Annotated in this window: 19 protein-coding genes and 1 riboswitch; of the genes, 9 read left to right on the top strand and 10 right to left on the bottom strand. The window is 70.1% G+C overall.

What is annotated here, in order from left to right; all coding sequences use genetic code 11:
- Positions 1-109: 109 nt before the first annotated feature.
- The gene (locus tag D0D37_RS01740; protein WP_116198714.1) at positions 110-1,339 is read left to right on the top strand and encodes a cytochrome P450; all 1,230 of its coding nucleotides are present in this window, start codon (positions 110-112) and stop codon (positions 1,337-1,339) included.
- A 1-nt stretch (position 1,340) separates the two neighbouring features.
- Positions 1,341-2,351 carry a 2Fe-2S iron-sulfur cluster-binding protein gene (locus tag D0D37_RS01735; protein ID WP_116198713.1) on the top strand — a complete coding sequence of 337 codons (1,011 nt, stop codon included), beginning with the start codon at positions 1,341-1,343 and terminating at the stop codon, positions 2,349-2,351.
- A 57-nt stretch (positions 2,352-2,408) separates the two neighbouring features.
- On the opposite strand, the gene D0D37_RS01730 is transcribed toward D0D37_RS01735, so the two are convergent.
- Positions 2,409-3,089: a GntR family transcriptional regulator gene (locus D0D37_RS01730; RefSeq protein ID WP_116198712.1), complete on the bottom strand. Its 681-nt coding sequence runs from the start codon at positions 3,087-3,089 to the stop codon at positions 2,409-2,411.
- Between the two features lie 114 nt (positions 3,090-3,203).
- On the opposite strand from D0D37_RS01730, the gene D0D37_RS01725 reads away from it, so the two are divergent.
- The 4 genes from D0D37_RS01725 to D0D37_RS01710 are packed head-to-tail and all read left to right on the top strand — an operon-like array spanning position 3,204 to position 7,249.
- Entirely contained in the window at positions 3,204-4,055 is an 852-nt protein-coding gene (locus D0D37_RS01725) for a fumarylacetoacetate hydrolase family protein (RefSeq protein WP_116198711.1), read from the top strand.
- A gap of 16 nt (positions 4,056-4,071) precedes the next feature.
- Positions 4,072-4,995: a VOC family protein gene (locus D0D37_RS01720; protein ID WP_116198710.1), complete on the top strand. Its 924-nt coding sequence runs from the start codon at positions 4,072-4,074 to the stop codon at positions 4,993-4,995.
- 57 nt (positions 4,996-5,052) lie between these two features.
- A complete protein-coding gene (locus D0D37_RS01715) occupies positions 5,053-6,795 on the top strand; it encodes an FAD-dependent monooxygenase (protein ID WP_167493478.1) in 1,743 nt (580 codons plus the stop codon).
- Positions 6,796-6,811: 16 nt separating this feature from the next.
- Positions 6,812-7,249: a nuclear transport factor 2 family protein gene (locus D0D37_RS01710; RefSeq protein WP_116198708.1), complete on the top strand. Its 438-nt coding sequence runs from the start codon at positions 6,812-6,814 to the stop codon at positions 7,247-7,249.
- 90 nt (positions 7,250-7,339) lie between these two features.
- Here D0D37_RS01710 and D0D37_RS01705 read toward each other — a convergent pair whose 3' ends face one another.
- Positions 7,340-8,287, bottom strand: a complete 948-nt coding sequence (locus D0D37_RS01705) for an NADP-dependent oxidoreductase (protein WP_116198707.1) — start codon at positions 8,285-8,287, stop codon at positions 7,340-7,342.
- A gap of 79 nt (positions 8,288-8,366) precedes the next feature.
- Between D0D37_RS01705 and D0D37_RS01700 the strand changes: the two genes are divergently transcribed.
- A complete protein-coding gene (locus tag D0D37_RS01700) occupies positions 8,367-8,948 on the top strand; it encodes a TetR/AcrR family transcriptional regulator (RefSeq protein WP_116198706.1) in 582 nt (193 codons plus the stop codon).
- Between the two features lie 67 nt (positions 8,949-9,015).
- On the opposite strand, the gene D0D37_RS01695 is transcribed toward D0D37_RS01700, so the two are convergent.
- From D0D37_RS01695 to D0D37_RS01685, 3 genes are all read right to left on the bottom strand, one after another.
- Positions 9,016-9,177, bottom strand: a complete 162-nt coding sequence (locus D0D37_RS01695) for a hypothetical protein (RefSeq protein ID WP_244223339.1) — start codon at positions 9,175-9,177, stop codon at positions 9,016-9,018.
- 318 nt (positions 9,178-9,495) lie between these two features.
- The gene (locus D0D37_RS01690) at positions 9,496-10,785 is read right to left on the bottom strand and encodes an ArsB/NhaD family transporter (RefSeq protein ID WP_116198705.1); all 1,290 of its coding nucleotides are present in this window, start codon (positions 10,783-10,785) and stop codon (positions 9,496-9,498) included.
- A gap of 31 nt (positions 10,786-10,816) precedes the next feature.
- Positions 10,817-11,263 (bottom strand): CBS domain-containing protein, encoded by a 447-nt coding sequence (locus tag D0D37_RS01685; RefSeq protein ID WP_116198704.1) that lies wholly within the window; start codon positions 11,261-11,263, stop codon positions 10,817-10,819.
- A 329-nt stretch (positions 11,264-11,592) separates the two neighbouring features.
- Positions 11,593-11,685: riboswitch (ZMP/ZTP riboswitch) on the top strand.
- A 48-nt stretch (positions 11,686-11,733) separates the two neighbouring features.
- Here D0D37_RS01685 and folP point away from each other — a divergent pair.
- Both folP and D0D37_RS01675 read left to right on the top strand, forming a co-directional pair.
- The gene (folP, locus tag D0D37_RS01680; RefSeq protein WP_425266885.1) at positions 11,734-12,555 is read left to right on the top strand and encodes a dihydropteroate synthase; all 822 of its coding nucleotides are present in this window, start codon (positions 11,734-11,736) and stop codon (positions 12,553-12,555) included.
- Between the two features lie 86 nt (positions 12,556-12,641).
- Positions 12,642-13,379 carry a CPBP family intramembrane glutamic endopeptidase gene (locus tag D0D37_RS01675; protein WP_116198702.1) on the top strand — a complete coding sequence of 246 codons (738 nt, stop codon included), beginning with the start codon at positions 12,642-12,644 and terminating at the stop codon, positions 13,377-13,379.
- On the opposite strand, the gene D0D37_RS01670 is transcribed toward D0D37_RS01675, so the two are convergent.
- The 5 genes from D0D37_RS01670 to D0D37_RS01650 all read right to left on the bottom strand — a co-directional run bounded on the left by D0D37_RS01670 (position 13,289) and on the right by D0D37_RS01650 (position 16,696).
- Positions 13,289-14,017, bottom strand: coding sequence for a universal stress protein (locus tag D0D37_RS01670; RefSeq protein WP_162834040.1), 729 nt, complete (start codon positions 14,015-14,017; stop codon positions 13,289-13,291). The genes D0D37_RS01675 and D0D37_RS01670 overlap by 91 nt on opposite strands.
- A gap of 140 nt (positions 14,018-14,157) precedes the next feature.
- Positions 14,158-15,153 carry a nitroreductase family protein gene (locus D0D37_RS01665; RefSeq protein WP_116198700.1) on the bottom strand — a complete coding sequence of 332 codons (996 nt, stop codon included), beginning with the start codon at positions 15,151-15,153 and terminating at the stop codon, positions 14,158-14,160.
- Positions 15,154-15,319: 166 nt separating this feature from the next.
- Positions 15,320-15,610: a hypothetical protein gene (locus D0D37_RS01660; protein WP_208719748.1), complete on the bottom strand. Its 291-nt coding sequence runs from the start codon at positions 15,608-15,610 to the stop codon at positions 15,320-15,322.
- Between the two features lie 70 nt (positions 15,611-15,680).
- A complete protein-coding gene (locus D0D37_RS01655; RefSeq protein WP_116198698.1) occupies positions 15,681-16,307 on the bottom strand; it encodes a hypothetical protein in 627 nt (208 codons plus the stop codon).
- On the bottom strand, positions 16,304-16,696 hold the full coding sequence (locus tag D0D37_RS01650; protein WP_116198697.1) for a hypothetical protein: 393 nt from the start codon (positions 16,694-16,696) through the stop codon (positions 16,304-16,306). The genes D0D37_RS01655 and D0D37_RS01650 overlap by 4 nt, the downstream gene beginning before the upstream one ends.
- Between the last annotated feature and the right edge of the window lie 16 nt (positions 16,697-16,712).

Raw genomic sequence — 16,712 nt, 5'->3', positions numbered from 1 at the left:
ACACGCCGGGTTCGTCGCGCGATCCGTACCGGATCCGCGCTTCGGGTGTCGTGGACCCGGCCCGCGCGGACCTACCTTCTTCCCGACCCGCACGAAGGAGGCCGCGTCAATGACGACGAACAGCACCGCTGCCCAAGACCTTTCCTGGATCGGCGACATCACGATGGCTCAGCTGGAGCGAAACCCGTACGAGCCCTACGAACGGCTGCGCCGCGAGGCTCCGCTGGCGTACGTGCCGGTGCTAGGCTCGTACGTCGCGACGACCGCGGAGATCTGCCGCGAGATCGCGACCAGCCCGGACTTCGAAGCCGTCATCACCCCGGCGGGCGGGCGGACCTTCGGCCATCCGGCGATCATCGGGGTCAACGGCGACATCCACGCCGACCTGCGCTCAATGGTCGAACCCGCCCTCCAGCCCGTCGAGGTCGACCGGTGGATCGACGACCTCGTCCGCCCCATCGCGCGGGGCTACCTCGAGAAGTTCGAGAACGACGGCCGCGCGGAACTCGTCTCCCAGTACTGCGAACCGGTCAGCGTCCGCTCCCTCGGCGATCTGCTCGGGCTGCACGACGCCAGTTCGGACAAACTGCGCGAGTGGTTCGCGAAACTCAGCCGGTCCTTCACCAACGCGGCGATGACCGAGTACGGCGAATTCGCCAACCCGGAGGGATTCGTCCAGGGCGACGAGGCGAAGGCCGAGATCCAGGCGACGGTCGACCCGCTGATCGACCGGTGGATCGCCGAACCCGCCGACACCGCGATCTCGCACTGGCTGCACGACGGGATGCCGCCGGGGAAAACCCGCGACCGCGAATACGTCTACCCGACGATCTACGTGTACCTGCTCGGCGCGATGCAGGAACCGGGCCACGGCATGGCCTCGACGCTGACCGGGCTGTTCAGCGAACCCGATCAGCTCGAGCAGGTGGTGGACGACCCGGCGCTGATCCCCCGCGCGATCTCCGAGGGGATGCGCTGGACCTCGCCGATCTGGTCGGCCACCGCAAGGATCTCGACCGCGCCGGTCACCGTCGCCGGGGTCGACCTGCCCGCGGGCACGCCGGTGATCCTGTCCTACGGTTCGGCCAACCACGACACCGGCGTCTACGAGGCCCCGACCCGCTACGACCTGCACCGTCCTCCGTTGCCGCACCTGGCCTTCGGCGCCGGGAACCACGCCTGCGCCGGAATCTACTTCGCCAACCACGTCATGCGCATCGCGCTGGAGGAACTGTTCGAGTCGATCCCGAACCTCGAACGCGACACCTCCTCGGACGTCGAGTTCTGGGGCTGGGGCTTCCGCGGGCCGACGTCGCTGCACGTCGCCTGGGAGGCCTGACATGTCCTTCACCGCGACCGTCGGCCGCCGGGAAGTGCCGTGCGGGCAAGACCAGCCCATGCTCGACGCGTTCCTCCGCGCCGGCGTCTGGATGCCGAACTCCTGCAACCAAGGCACCTGCGGCACCTGCAAAGTGCGAGTGGTCGACGGCGCCGTCGACCACCGGGACTCCCCCGCCGACACCCTGACCGACGACGAGCGGGCGGCGGGCCTGGCATTGGCCTGCCAAGCCCGGCTCCGCTCGAACGTCGTCGTCGAAACCGCGGGCGGCGCCGGCCGCGCCACGCACCCGCTGCGCGACCTCGCCGCGACCGTCCGCGAAATCCAGGACATCGCCCGCGACACCCGGCGGCTGCGGCTCGGCCTGTCCGAACCGCTGGCCTTCCACGCGGGCCAGTACGTCGAACTCACCGTGCCCGGCACCGGCGTGCGCCGCCAGTACTCGCTGGTCAACACCGCCGAGGAGGACAAAGTCCTCGAACTGCACGTCCGTTTGGTGCCCGGCGGCGCGGCGACCGAGCAGTGGATCTTCGCCGGGCTCGCGGTCGGAGAACAGGTCCAGGTCACCGGCCCGCTCGGCGACTTCTTCCTGCCTCCCGCCGACGAGGACGACGGCGGCCCCATGGTGCTCATCGGCGGCGGCACCGGTCTCGCGCCGCTGATCGGCCTCGCGCGCACCGCGCTCTCCCGGGATCCGGCCCGGGAAATCCGGCTGTACCACGGGGTTCGCGGCGCGGCCGACCTCTACGACCTTGACCTGATGGCCGAACTCGCCGACAGCTGTCCGGGTTTCACGTTCCTCCCAGTGCTGTCTCACGAGCCTGAGAGCAGCACGTACCGCACCGGTTTCCCGACCGACTGCTTCCTCGAAGACGTTCGCAGCGCACGCGGCTGGTCGGGCTGGCTCTGCGGACCGCCGCCGATGGTCGACGCCGGGGTGAAAGCGTTCAAACGCCGCCGGATGGCGCCGCGCATGATCCATCGGGAGAACTTCACCCCGGCCGCGACCTGACCGGGAAAGTTCCGGCAGCGGAGACCGGAATTCCCGCGCAGGCAACGGATTCGCCCGTTACGGCCGGTTCGGTTCGTCCTCGGCGCAGCTGATCAGCAGCTGCGCCGTGTGCGCGATGTGGTCCCGAAGCCGTTCGGCCGCCAAGTCCGCGTCCCGGGCCAGTGCCGCTTCGAGGATCGCCTTGTGTTCGGCCGGGAGGTCTCGGTCGGTTTCCTGTCCAAAGGAGACAGACCACTGCCGGTACAACTCGGCCTCCTCGCGCAGGCCGAGTGCGGTGGCGACCAGCCTGCGGTTTCCGCAGCCGTCGATGAGGGCCAGGTGGAAGTCCGCGTGCGCCGAGACCCAGGCGTCGGCCGGGCGGTCCGGGTCGGCGGGGTCGGTGAACGGGGTCCGCTCGAGCAGATGGTGCGCGGCCACCGCGCGGGCCTCCCACTGCACGTCGCCTTCGAGGATCGACAGCCGCAGCACCAGCGATTCGATCTCCAGTCGCGCCTTCGTCAGATCCGCGAGATCCTCGTGCGACAGCGGCGTGACCGTGTAGCCGAGGTGCGGCTTGGTCTTCACCAGGCCCTCCGCGGTCAACCGGGTGAGCGCCTCGCGGGCCGCGCCGACGCTCGTCGTGTACCGCTCGCACAGGTCAGGGAACTTGAGGCGCTGCCCTGGAACCATCCGGCCGCCCAGGATGTCCGCCCGAAGCTGCTGGTAGACGCCCTCGGCGCGCGTGACTTCCCCTGCCATGCCGTCCACTGTAGCGGATACGAATCTCCTGGCAACTTTCGAAAGTTTATTGCCTCATCGAATCTGGACGAGTACAACTGGAGGACACCGAAGCCGGACGCGAAGGAGCCCCGCATGAAAGTCGCCACTGTGGACGGACGACTGGCCCTGGTCACCGCACCGGGCAAGGCCGTCGACGCGGCCGAGGCCAGCGGCGGGCGGTTCGGCCCGGACGCCCAGCAGGCCTACGAGCACTGGGCCGAGCTGTCCGAATTCGCCGCGACGATCGGCGAGGGGCACGCGCTCGAACGGCCGGTGCGCGACGACCAGCTGGGCAATCCGGTCCCGGCGCCGCGCCAGGTGTTCGCGATCGGCCTGAACTACGCCGATCACGCGGCCGAATCGTCCTTCGCCGTGCCCGAGACGCCGCCGGTGTTCACCAAATTCCCGACCTGCCTCACCGGCCCGTACGGCGAAGTCGTTCTCCCGGACGGCGGGAACGTCGACTGGGAGGTCGAACTGGTCGCGGTCGTCGGCAAGCGCGCCGAACGGGTCGCCGAGGACCAGGCTTGGGACTACGTCGCCGGGCTGACCGTCGGACAGGACATCTCCGAACGGCTGCTCCAGCTGGCCGGTCCCGCCCCGCAGTTCAGCCTCGCCAAGTCCTACCCCGGTTTCGGGCCGCTCGGCCCGGTGGTCGTGTCGCCGGACGAACTGCCCGACCGCGACGATCTAGAACTCGGCGCGCTCGTCAACGGCGAGCAGGTGCAGAAGGGCCGCACCTCGCAGATGGTGTTCTCGGTCCCAGCGCTGATCGCGCGGCTGTCCGCCGTGACGCCCCTGCTGCCCGGCGACGTCATCTTCACCGGCACCCCGTCCGGCGTCGGCATGGGCCGCACGCCGCAGCGCTACCTCAAGGCGGGCGACCAGCTCGTCAGCTACGTCCACGGCATCGGCGAACTGCGGCAGCGGATGGTCGCCGCTTAGCGGAAAGGGCTGGACAATGGCACTGCACCGGTTGAACTCGCTCGTCGTCGGCGTGCCCGACGTCGCCGGGACCGCCCGCTACTACCGGGACTTCGGGCTCGCCGAGGACGCCGACGGCTGGTTCAGCACCCGCGACGGCGGCCGTCAGCTGAAAATCGTCCACTCGCCACGACGGCAGCTGATGGAACTGAGCATCGGCGCGGACGACCCGGACGACCTCGCCCGCATCCGCCGCCAGCTGTCCTCTTTGGACATTCCGGCGGAGATCGCCGGCGACACGCTGTTCACGCGCGAACCGGTCACCGGGTTCCAGGTGGTCGTCCGGATCGCCGAGCGGCTGCACCAGGATCCCGAGCCGCCCACGCCGTACAACGGGCCCGGACGGCTGGAGCGCCCGAACACGCGGGCGCCCGGCGTGCTGCGCTCCGGCCCGGTGCGTCCGCGCAAGCTCGGCCATGTCGTCGTCGGCTCCCCCGACCACGAGCGCACCATCCAGTTCTTCACCGCCGGGCTGGGATTCAAGACCAGCGACGCGATCAAGGGGCACGGCGCGTTCATGCGCTGTTCGACCGACCACCACAACGTGCTCGCGCTCGCCGCGCCGGTCGCTTTCCTGCACCACACGTCCTGGCAGGTCGAGGACGTCGACGAGGTCGGCCGCGGCGCCACCGCGATGCTCGAGGACCACCCCGAACGGCACGTCTGGGGCCTCGGACGGCACCACGCCGGATCGAATTTCTTCTGGTACCTCAAGGATCCCGCGGGCAACTTCTCCGAGTACTACTCCGACATGGACAGCATTCTCGACGACCAGCTCTGGACGCCGGAAACCCTGGAAGGCGCCAAGGGACTGTTCAACTGGGGCCCGCCTCCCCCGCCGTCGTTCCTGCACCCCGACGATCTCGCCGCGCTCATGACCGGCGCGCACCAGGCCGGCTGACCCGGCCGTCTCCTTTCATCCCTGCTGACTGGGCGCGGCCCAGGAGGTCGATCCGTCATGCCCGCTTGCGAAACCGATGTACTGGTCGTCGGAGCCGGTCCCGCCGGCCTGACCGCGTCCGCGCTGCTCGCCGCGCAGGGCGTGCGTGCCGTCACGATCACGAAATACCCGGGCACCGCGCACTCTCCGCGGGCCCACATCACCAATCAGCGCACCATGGAAGTCTTCCGCGACCTCGGCATCGAGGACGCCGTGCGGGAGGTCGCGGTGCCCAACGAGCTGATGGGCGACAACGTCTGGGCCACCAGCTTCGCCGGACAGGAACTGGCCCGGCTCAAAACCTGGGGCAGCGGCACCGCGCGGCACGCCGATTACGCCGCCGCCAGCCCCAGCGCGATGTGCAATATCCCGCAGCACATCCTCGAACCAGTGCTGCGCGAGGGAGCCGAGCGCCACGGTGCCGACCTCCGGTTCTCGACCGAACTGGTGCGGATCTCGCAGACGCCGGACGCCGTCCACGCGGTGGTCCTCGACCGGGAAACCGGAGTCTCAGAGGAAATCGTCGCGCGATACGTGATCGGCGCGGACGGCGGCCGCAGCACCGTGGCCGACCAGCTCGGCTTCGAGTTCGACGGCGAATCCGGGCTCGGCCGCGCCGCGAATGTGTGGCTGGAGGCCGATCTCGCCCGCTACACCGCGCACCGGCCCGGCACGCTGTACTGGATGTGCCAGCCGGGCAACGACTATTGGGTCGGCTCGGGCACGTTCGTCTGCGTCAAACCGTGGACCGAATGGGTCATGCTCTTCATGTACGACCCGGCCGAAGGCGCGCCCGACCTCTCTCCCGACGCCGTCCGCGCGCGAGCGTCGGCCATCATCGGCGACCCGGACGTCGACGTCCGGGTCAAGGCCGTCAGCGAATGGCAGATCAACCACCTGGTCGCCCGCTCGTACCGTCACGGCCGGGTGTTCCTGGCCGGAGACGCCGCGCACCGGCATCCGCCCGCGAACGGGCTCGGCACCAACACCTCAGTGCAGGACGCGTTCAACCTGGCGTGGAAACTCGCCTCCGTGGTCCGCGGCGAGGCAGGGGAAGCGTTGCTCGACACCTACGACGCGGAACGGCAGCCGGTCGGCAAGCAGGTGGTCGACCGCGCGATGCGCAGCGTCGAGGATATGCGGCCGATTTCGCAGGCATTCGGCTTCCGTCCCGGCCAGAGCACCGACGAGGGATGGCGCAGTCTCGCCGGCCTCGCCGCGGACACCCCGGAAGGCCAGGCCCGCCGCGCCGAACTGCGCGAGGCGGTCGAACTGCAGAACTACCAGTTCAACGCACACGGCGTCGAACTCGGCCAGCACTACGCGTCGACCGCGGTCGCGTCCGACGGCACGCCCTGGCCGGTCCCCGCCCGCGATCCGGAGCTGTACTACGAAGCCACCAGCCATCCCGGGGCGCGTTTGCCGCACGCGTGGCTCGAACACGCCGGAACCCCGGTGTCCACTATGGACATCACCGGCCATGGGCAGTTCACCGTGCTCACCGGCATCGGCGGACAGGACTGGCTGGACGCGGCGGGCAAACTGGCCACCGAATTCGGGATCGAACTAGCCGCCCGCCAGATCGGCCTCGGCTGCGAGTACGCCGACCCGCTCGGCGACTGGGAACGCGTACGCGAGATCAGAGAACGCGGCTGCCTGCTCGTCCGTCCGGACCATCACGTCGCCTGGCGCAGCACCGATCTCGCCGACGATCCCGCCGGGACACTGCGGAGCGTCCTCCGCCAGGTGTTGGCTCGGTAACTACGAAAGGAATGTCATGGTGCACAACGAAGTCACCGTCGACCGCAAGGCAATCGCGGAAACGTATTTCAAGCACATGGACGCCGGCGAGGACTTCCTCGGCCTCTTCGCCGACAACGCCTACGTCTACTTCCCGAAGCACGAGCCCGCGCGCGGCATCGCCGAGATCAAGCAGCTGTTCGCGGATGTGTTCGTGATGTTCTCCTCGATCGTCCACGAGGTGCCCTACTTCAACTACGTCGAGCAGGGCGACTACGTCGTCGTCGAAGGCATCACCCACGGCGTGCTCGCCGACGGCACCCCTTGGCGGGCGACCGAAGGACTGGGCGGCCGCTTCTGCAATGTGTTCGAAATCCGCGACGGCAGGATCCAGCGCCTGCACATTTATCTGGACCCGGACTACGGCGACGCGGACGCCAGCCGCTACCCCTGGCTGCCGGACGCCCGCGCGTGATCTCGGCGTACTGCTTCACGCGGCGGCGGTGCCCGCATGTCGTTCACCGCCACTGTCTCAGGTTGCATCCTCCGGTCCCGGTTCCCGTTCCTAGAGGTCGATGACGACCTTCCCGTGCACGTGGCGCTCCGCCTGAAGCTCGACCGCGGCGGGGATCCGCTCGACCGGGAAGGTCGCCGCGATCGGCACCCGGAGCCGCCCTGCCGCCACCAGGCCAGCGATCTCCTCGATGGCACCCGGAGCCGCGCTGGCACCGTTCGCTGGCGTAATCCCGTCGATCTGGGCGGCGATGGCGGTGATGCGCTCGTCAGGCACACCGAGTTCGCGCGCCGCCTGCGCGGTGTCCGTCCCGTGCAGATCCATGGCCGCAGTGATGCCAGCGGGAGCCAGCGCACGGACCCGGTCGGCCAGGCCCTCGCCATAGACGACCGGCTCGGCTCCCAGGGCGCGCAAGGCATCGGCCGAAGATGCCGAACCTGTCCCGATCACTCGCGCACCTGCGAGCCGCGCGAGTTGGACGGCGAACACGCCGACCCCGCCTCCCCCGCCGCCGACGAGCACCGTGTCGTCCGGACCCGGATTGATTACGGCCAGAGCCGCGGCCGCCGTGCAGCCCGCGATAGCAAGTGCGGCGGCAGTGCGGTCGTCGACGCCGTCCGGAGTGCGGTGCGCCTCGCCGCCCGCCGCGATAGTCCCCGCCACGTCCACGATTACGTAGTCGGCGACCGCGCGGGACATCGCGCCGCCGAACACCCGGTCGCCGACCGCGAACGCGCGCACGTCGTCGCCGACCTGGTCCACGGTGCCCGCGTAGTCGGTGCCGAACCCGCACGGCAGGCTCAGCCCGAATCGTGCGGCGGTCTCCGCGTCGGAGGTCATGAACCAGTCCATCGGATTCAGTCCGGCCGCCGCGACCCGCACGCGGATCTGTCCCGGACCGGCCTGCGGCACCGGCACTTCATTGACGTTCAAGGCCTCCGGCCCGCCGAACGACGCGAACTGCACCGCCCGGCTCGGGCGGGCGCTCGGTTCTTTCATGCTCACTCCTGCCGCAACACAAACGGACTATGCTCCGTTTACCGAGTTCGAATCTAGCACAAGTGGAGCGTGATCCGTTTTGGCCGCCGCAAAGATCACCCGACCGCGGGCGGACGCGACCCGCAACCGCCAGCAGCTGCTGGACGTGGCGACCCGCTTGTTCGCTTCGGCCGAGACCGAGCCGTCGATGCGCGCGATCGCCCACGAAGCAGGCGTCGGCATCGCCACCCTCTACCGGCACTTCCCCACCCGAGAGTCGCTGGTCGACGCGGTCTACCAAGACCAGGTCTCGCGGCTCACCAGCGGCGCCCGCGAACTTCTCGCCCAACTCGGCCCGGCCGCGGCGCTGCGCCGCTGGATGGACCTGTTCGGCGATTGGATCGCGACCAAGAACGGCATGCTCGACACGCTGCTCGCGATGGTCGAATCCGGCGAGATCGCCCACGCCCACACGAGGACCGAACTGCTCGCGGCCATCGACGGCCTCCTCGAAGCAGGCTGCACGAGCGGGGAACTCCGCGCCGACGTCCCTGCCGAAGACATCGCCGCCGCCCTCATCGGCATCTTCACCGTGGCTGGCTCACCTGAGCACCAGGCGATGGCCGGTCGCCTGCTCGACCTCTTGATGGACGGGCTCCGGCCACCCGCGGGGGCGAAGTGAGAAGGAACCCGCGGCCGGTGTCGAGGCGCGGACCGCCTGCCTTCCGCATGGCCGCACCCCGGCACACTCAGCCGCGAGCCGTGGCAGGTTCCAGCGCGCTCAGCGCCGGGAGACCGGTGCCCGGCGCCTGAGCCAGCGCGTCAAGCGCGTCGGCAAGCGTGGAATCACTCGTCACCAGGAGAGGCAGCTCAGCGAGATCGCCGACCGGTCCCTCGTGGTCCTCGGCCACGGCCTCGGCGACCGCGCGGGCCCGACGACATTGATGCAGTATGCAACAGTTGTGCACGGACAGGGTTACGGGATCGCTCACACTTGACCAGGCGGCGGCATTTCCGGCACCGGTTTCTCAGCAGCAGTGAGCGGCGGGGCCAGCAGGGACCAGGCCGCGCGCGGCTCCGCTCCCGCAGAATTCCGTGAGGGGAACCCCGACGGAATCAGAGTCCCGCAGGGTTCCCCTCACGGAATTCCCAGCTGCCCCCAGCACTCCCGCCGCGAACACGGCGATCAACCCCTCGCGACCAGCAGGCGTTCCGCCGCAGGTAGCGGGTCAGAAGACGAAGTAGCGCAGCCACAGGTACGGCGCGGCGACCAGCACGGTGATCAGCGTGACGACCGCGCCCTTCTTGGTGAATTCCCAGAACGAGATCGGCGCCCCGGCTCGGGCGGCGATGCCGAGCACGACGACGTTCGCGCTGGCCCCGACCGCGGTCATGTTGCCGCCGAAGTCCGCGCCGAGCGCCAGCGACCACCACAGCGCCTCGGAATGCGCGGGGTCCGGGATGTCGTGAGCGAGCGCGAGCACGAGCGGGCTCATCGTGGCCACGTAAGGGATGTTGTCGATGACGCCGGACAGCAGCGCGGACACCCCGAGGATCAGGAAGACCGCCAGCATCGCGTTCCCGCCGGTGGCGTCGGCGGCGAGTTTCGCGAGCCAGTCGATCACGCCGGTCTTGACCAGCGCCCCGATCATGATGAACAGACCGGCGAAGAACAGCAGCGTTTCCCATTCGACCCCGTCCAGGTACTGGTTCGGCTGAGTGCCCGAAACCAGCACCAGCAGCCCCGCGCCGAGCAGCGCGACCACCGACGGGTCCAGGTGCACCACCGAATGCAGCACGAATCCGGCGAACACCAGCAGCAGCACGGCACCGGACTTCACCAGCAGCTTCGGCTGCCGGATGGCTTCGCGTTCGTTGAGCGCCATCACGTCGGCGACCCGCTGCGGGTCGACGGTGAACGAACCGCGGAACAGCCACGGCAGCACCAGCCCCAGCACGACGAGTTCGATGACGACGATCGGCGCGAGGTTGAGCAGGAAGTCGTTGAACGCCAAGCCCGCGCGGCTGCCGATGATGATGTTCGGCGGGTCGCCGATCAGGGTCGCGGTGCCGCCGATGTTGGAGGCGAGGACCTCGGCGATCAGGAACGGGACCGGGCTGATGTCGAGCCGGTCGCACACCAGCAGCGTCACCGGGGCGATCAGCAGCACCGTGGTCACGTTGTCCAGGAACGCCGACGCGACCGCGGTGATCAGCACCAGCAGCAGCATGATCCGCAGCGGCGACCCCTTGGCGCGCTTGGCCGCCCAGATCGCGACGAACTCGAACACCCCGGTGCGGCGCAGGATCCCGACGATGATCATCATGCCGAGCAGCAGGAACAGCACGTTCCAGTCGACGCCGGTGTCCTCGGAGAAGAACGCGTCGGCCGACCCGCTCACCCCGGTCGCGAGCACCACGCCCGCCCCGGCCAGCGCGGCGGTCATCTTTGGGATTTTCTCGGTCGCGATGAAAACGTAGGCCACCACGAACACCACGACCGCGATGACCGTGCTCACCGGCGGACCGCCCGGATCGGCGCGGCCAGGATCAGCGAGGCGTCAGCGCGTGCTCCAGCAACCGCGACGCGGACACCACGCCGAGCAGCGTCCGGTCCCGCATGACCGCCACGAGCGGGCAATGCAATCGGGCCATCGTGGCGGCGACCTCCACGATCGTGTCGTCGGCGTCGACCTTCGGCAATTCGCGTCGTTCGTCGGGCAGCAGCTCGCGCACCGTCCGCCCGCCCAGTTTGTCCGCGACACGGTCGGCCATCGACTCGCTGAGCACCCCGGCCAGCGACGGATCGTCGCGCACGTAGGGCGGCACCAGGAACTGCACCACGTCGGAGGCGGGCAGCACCGAATGCGGGCACCCGGACGAGTCCGTCACCACCAGCCCCGGCAACCGGTGCTCGGCCAGCAGGCGCGCGGCCGCCAGCGCGTCCGAATCGAGGTCGACGACCGGGAACTCCTCGGCCAGCTCCGCTGCGCGCATGCCCCCAGGCTACGGCGGGCCGGACGACTCCGCTGGAACTCACGATTTCTTTCCTCATGCCTAACGCGGGTGCCAGCGCCATCGGACTCCTCGGGGTCGACCGGACCGCCCGTCGCCCGGCTGGGCACGGGCAGGCCGACCAGACTTCCCGGCACACCACGCGTAAAGATGCCGCAAAGACCAGCCCGGAGCAAACTGGGGCGCCCCGCGCCTTGAAACCGCGGACCGGACTCGCCGTTTCGAGCGCGCTCTGCTGCGAGCAAGCCGTCGTCTCAGACCGCTGGAGGACGCCCGCGTCTCGGCGCAGAGCCGAACTTGTTGATAAAGTCGGCTCGAGCCGTTACTGGCGCATCGAGATGGATCTGACCATCGGGAAGCGGCTCCGTCCTCGGGACGTCGAGCCGCGCGCCTGGGCCTCTGGATTCGGTCTGGGAGGCGCGCTGGTGGCACAGCATCAGGATCCCTCGCTCCTGCTTCGTTCCGGGCGGCCCCGGCTGATCGGGATCGTCAATCTCACCGCCGACTCGTTTTCCGACGGCGGCAGGTTCCTGTCCGCGGAGGACGCCGTGGCGCATGCCCGGCGGTTGCACGCGGACGGCGCCGACATCGTCGAACTCGGTCCGGCGGCGAGCCATCCGGACGCGCAGAAGGTGCCCGCCGACGAGGAGATCCGGCGGCTGGCCGGAGTCATGGACGAACTGGTCGCCTCCGGCATCCCGGTGTCGGTCGACTCGTTCCGGCCCGAGACCCAGCTTTTCGCCGGCGCGCGCGGGGCTGCGTACCTCAACGACATCCAGGGCTTTCCCGATCCCCGCCGGTACGACGAGCTGGCCGGCCTGAGCTGTCAGCTGATCGTCATGCATTCGGTGCAGCGCGCGGGGCTGGCCACCAAGGTCCTGACCTCGGCGGAAACGGTGTGGGCGGGTATCGAACGGTTCTTCGACCAGCGGCTGGCCGCCCTGGAGACCGCAGGCGTCGCCCGGGAACGGCTGGTCGTCGACCCCGGGCTCGGCTATTTCCTGGGACAGACTCCCGAGCCGTCGATGACTGTCCTGGACCGGCTCAAGACGCTCCAGGCCCGGTTCGGCCTGCCAGTTCTGGTTTCGCCCTCCCGCAAGTCGTTCCTTCGCACGCTCACCGGGCGCGGTCTGGAACAGATCGGCCCCGCCACCCTGGCGGCGGAGCTTTATGCCGCCTGCCGCGGCGCCGATTTCCTCCGCACTCACGACGTCGCCGCCATCGGGGACGCGCTCACCGTTTTCCAGGCACTGGACGCCGCGCATCAGAGATAGTCGGGCGTCAGGTTTGGGATCCACCCGGCCACGTCCCCCAGCACGACGCCAGCGGTTGTCCTTTTCCCCAGGCACACTGGATCACGATGTCGTTCCCCGCTATCGCCCCGAAACAGCCGGAAGCCGCCGCTTTCCGCCGCCGAGCCTTCGCGGTCGCCCCCGCCGTGCTGCTGCTCGCGGCGGCCACCGTGCTGGCCAACCGGGTGCTGCCCGGCTGGGCCTATCCGGTCTGCGGAACGGTCACCGCGATCGTGCTCCTGCTCCTCGCTCGGGTCGCTGGGACCAACTGGGCGGAGATCGGTCTCAGCCGCCAGCACGCTCGCCGGGCGCTGCGGTTCGGGCTGGGCGGGTTCGCGGTGGTGGCGCTCGGCTTCGGTCTCGCGGTCGCGATTCCGCCGTTGCGCGTGCTGTTCCACGACGGACGGGTCGGCTCTCACGGATTCGGGCAGCTCATGTGGCTCGCTCTGGTACGCATCCCGTTCGGCACCGTCCTGGTCGAAGAGGTCGCTTTCCGCGGCGTGCTCCCGGCTCTGCTCGGCGCGGGCGAACGCTGGCGCTGGCGGCCGGTGCTCGGTGCCTCCGCGTTGTTCGGGCTGTGGCATCTGCTCCCTTCGCTCGCCCTCACCCAGAACGAGGCGGTGCGACAGACCGTCGGCGGATTGCCGCTCGTGGTCGTCTCGCTGCTGGCGATGGTGGCCGCGGCCGGAGTGGGTGTGTTTCTTTGCTGGTGGCGCTACGTCGGCCGCGGTCTGCTCGCCCCGGCGCTCGTGCACTTGGCCACGAACTCGGGCGGACTGGTGCTCGCCTGGGCGGTCGCTCGTTGAGGTCCGACTGCCTGAAGCTGCCTGCCGCAGCGCCGACGGCAGGTCCACTGTGGACAGAAGTCAGCGGTCCTCACGACGGAAGCCGAGGTCGGGTTCACCACCAGCGAGGCCTGGGCGCTCCACTCGCGCGGCCGGTCCGGTTCGACGATCTGCTCGACGCGCACGTCCGGGTACAGCGAGCCGTAACCGGCCAGTCGTTGTGCCAGCAGCCGGTGCTCGGCTTCCCGTGCCGCATCGGGGAAATCGCAGTCGCCGAACAGCCGGGTGCGGTCGGCGTCGAGCCAGGCGTGCAGCGTGGCTTCCTCGAAAGCGCAGCCGATCGCCGCGTCGCTGAGCGGGCTTCCGTCGACTCCGACGACCACTGGTCCGTCTGCGCGGGTCCGGCCCCGGACGACCACGACCGGGCAGTGCGCGTGCGCGGCCAGGTTGAGGTCCGGAGAGCCCGCGAGAAGTCCGGACCGGGAGCCGGTCGGTGCGCCCAGCACCAGCGACCGCGCTTTCGCCGACGCTTCCCGCAGCGCGAACTCCGGACCCGCCGGGCTCGTCTCGCACGTCATCCGGGCCCGCGGCTCCACCTCCGCGAGATCGTCCCGGACCGCTTGCCGCAGGTCCTCCCCAGCGGTTTCCAGCCGGTCCACCGGCGGGTGCCATCGACTGGCCGCGACCCCCGAACGCCACCAGCACAGTCAACGACACGTGCCGCAGGACCGCCTCGCGCGCCGGGCTGCCGCCTCGGCGGACTCGCTCCCGTCGACGCCGACCAGGATCGGGTTCGGACTCACCGCCGTTCCCGCCACCGGTCGCCGAGGACCTCGGCCACGCCGCGGCGCAGGCTCGACCGCGCCACCCGAGTCGAGCGCCCCAGTCGCAGCAGCGCCTGCGGAAAACCGGCGAGCCGATAGTCCTCGCACAGCGCCGAACGCACCTCGGGCATGCGCAACGGTTGGGTTAGCACGGCACCGGCGAGGCCGAGGGTCACTCCTTCGAGCCAGCAGCGCTCCAGTGCGTAACCGGCGTGGAGGTGGCCGATACGCGTGTCTTCGGCCGTCGTGAACAGGAGCACCGTTTCGGCATCGAGCCGGTCGCGCAGCACGAGCAGGTCCGGCAGAACCGTCGCCCGCCGCGCGGCCCCGGCCCACGGCAGTTCGGCGGGAGACCGCATTCCCGCGCCATGCCGGTGCTCGTCCCGGATCGTCCAGAGCGCCAGTTCGTCCTGGTAAGCGGCGTCGTCCGGGAGGGACCGCGCGGCGTGCTCGAAGAAATTCGCCAACCGCTCCATCCCTTCGAGCCGCGTCGCCTCGACCCCGGTCGCCACAGCCGCCGCGACGACCCGCGCGGTCTGCTCCACGCTGACCGGCAGCCCGGTAAACGCCCCGCGATGGCCCCGCCGCACCATGATCGCCCCGTAGCGCTGCAACTCCAGGTCAGTCGGCGGCAGCAGCTCCGCCGCCTCGACCCTCGCGACGACATCGGGCTGCGCCGGATCCGGCAGCACCGCGACATCGGCGCGTCTGCCGAGCACCCGGACCGCCAATTCGAGGTTCGCCAACGCGGTCCCGCAGGACATCGCCAAGTCCCGGCGACGAGGATCCTGCTGGGGCAAGGCCACGCCGACGCGCTCGCGCAGCAGCACCGCCCCGTCGATCAGCTCGACTCGCCAGGGCTGGGCGCGGTGCACCGAGGGAGCACACAGGACTGAGCGGCCCAGCACCTCCGCTTCGGCGAGCGTCCACTCGCCGGACCGGCAGCCGGTCGCGGCGGCGGTCTTCTCCATGGCGGTCACTCCTGTCGTCCTACGAGAGGAGCCAACGCCTGCCGAGCCTGTTCGCGCACCGGCCGCAAGCCACCGAGCGCAGGGACTAACGTCACCAGCATCGCGGCGCGCCAAGGATTCCCGCCCATCGATCCGAAGTGGACTTGCCTCGGACCAGCTGCCGGGCCTACTGGGGTTGCCCCGCGGACAGCGGCGCCGCGACGAGCCAAGTGCGGTGGACTGGATCGGAAACGGGACACCTGGAGAGAATTCCCGACACCCGCTCGGCATACGAAACCCGTTCGCCGCCGGGCCCGGTCGTGAGGTCAGCGGTCGCCAGCGCGTCCGGCAGCGGGGTGTCGCGGAACGGAAACGGGTGCCCGATTTCGGACGAATAGCCGAGGTCGTACAGCCAAGCCGCGGCGACGAGCACCGGCGGCTTGGCGAACCTCTCGCCGATCTCCCGTGCTTCTGTCACGAGCTGCGCGACATTCGAAGCTAGCGGCGGGTCTGCGCGGCCGTCAAAAATGCGTGATCATCAGATCCCCTCACCCCTCGAACACCAGCACCACCGCCTGCGGCACGCTCCCCTGCTCCCCCGGCCGCACCTCAGTCGTCAACCCGCGGACCGCAGCCGCGACCCGGACGGAATGGACTGCCGCGCCGACCAGAACTCGGTCCACGCCACCCGCACCGTCGGCGGCCACCGCGAGGCCCCGGCTGCCCGGGTGCCGCGTCACTTGGGTGCGCGGCCACGGGTTCTCCCCGGCCACCTCCGCGAGCACGCCGGGATCCGCGACCGGCACCGCCCGTCCGCGTGGCGGTCCGGAGACCGCGCGCAAGGCGAGGTACCGGTCCCAGTCGCTCGTGGTCGCCGGGTCGTCGGCGCCGGGGGTCACCGCCGCGAGCACGTCCGGGCGGACTGGGTCGTGCGGGAACGACAGCACCGGCCGGATTCCCAATCCCCGCAGCACAATCCACGCCGCGGAAAGCGCGGTGCCGCATCCGGCGAGCACGTGGCGTCCGCCGGGATCGTGCCGGAGCCGGCCGACGCTGGCGATCGCCAGTTCGCCGGGCCGGGTCTCGACGACGAACCGGCGGACGTCCAGCCTCGCCAGCGCGTCCACGAGCACCGCCCGCGCGGAACGGTCCCAGGCGAAAGCCACATCGGTCATCTGACCGCTCCGGCAGGCGTCGAGGACGCTGCCCGGCAGGTCGCCAGCAAGCTCTCGGCATCGGTGACCGTGACCCGGTCGGCCAGCCCGGCGGGCACGGTCACCGGCAGCCCGGGCACCGGCGGGACGAGGGCGACTGGGACCTGTGCCCGCAGCGCGCACACGATCCCGAACTCGCGCGTCGTGATCTCGTCGCCCGTGCCGCGGACGTCCACGGCCAGCACCGGCGGGTCGGCGCGGTCGTCGAGCGGGCACGAGGTCCCGGGCCCGAGGGCGAGGCAGAACCCCTCCCTCGAATGACACCGGCTCACCCGGCACCCGTTGTCCCGCAGCGGCTGGAAGAACGCGTCGCTGTCGCCGAAATTCGCTTCGGTCAGCAGTACGTGCACGGTGCATCTCATTTCC

Source organism: Amycolatopsis circi (assembly GCF_003385235.1).
In the GTDB taxonomy this organism is placed as follows: domain Bacteria; phylum Actinomycetota; class Actinomycetes; order Mycobacteriales; family Pseudonocardiaceae; genus Amycolatopsis; species Amycolatopsis circi.
Note: the sequence above shows the minus strand (reverse complement) of the source record. Positions and strands in the feature narration are given on the sequence as shown.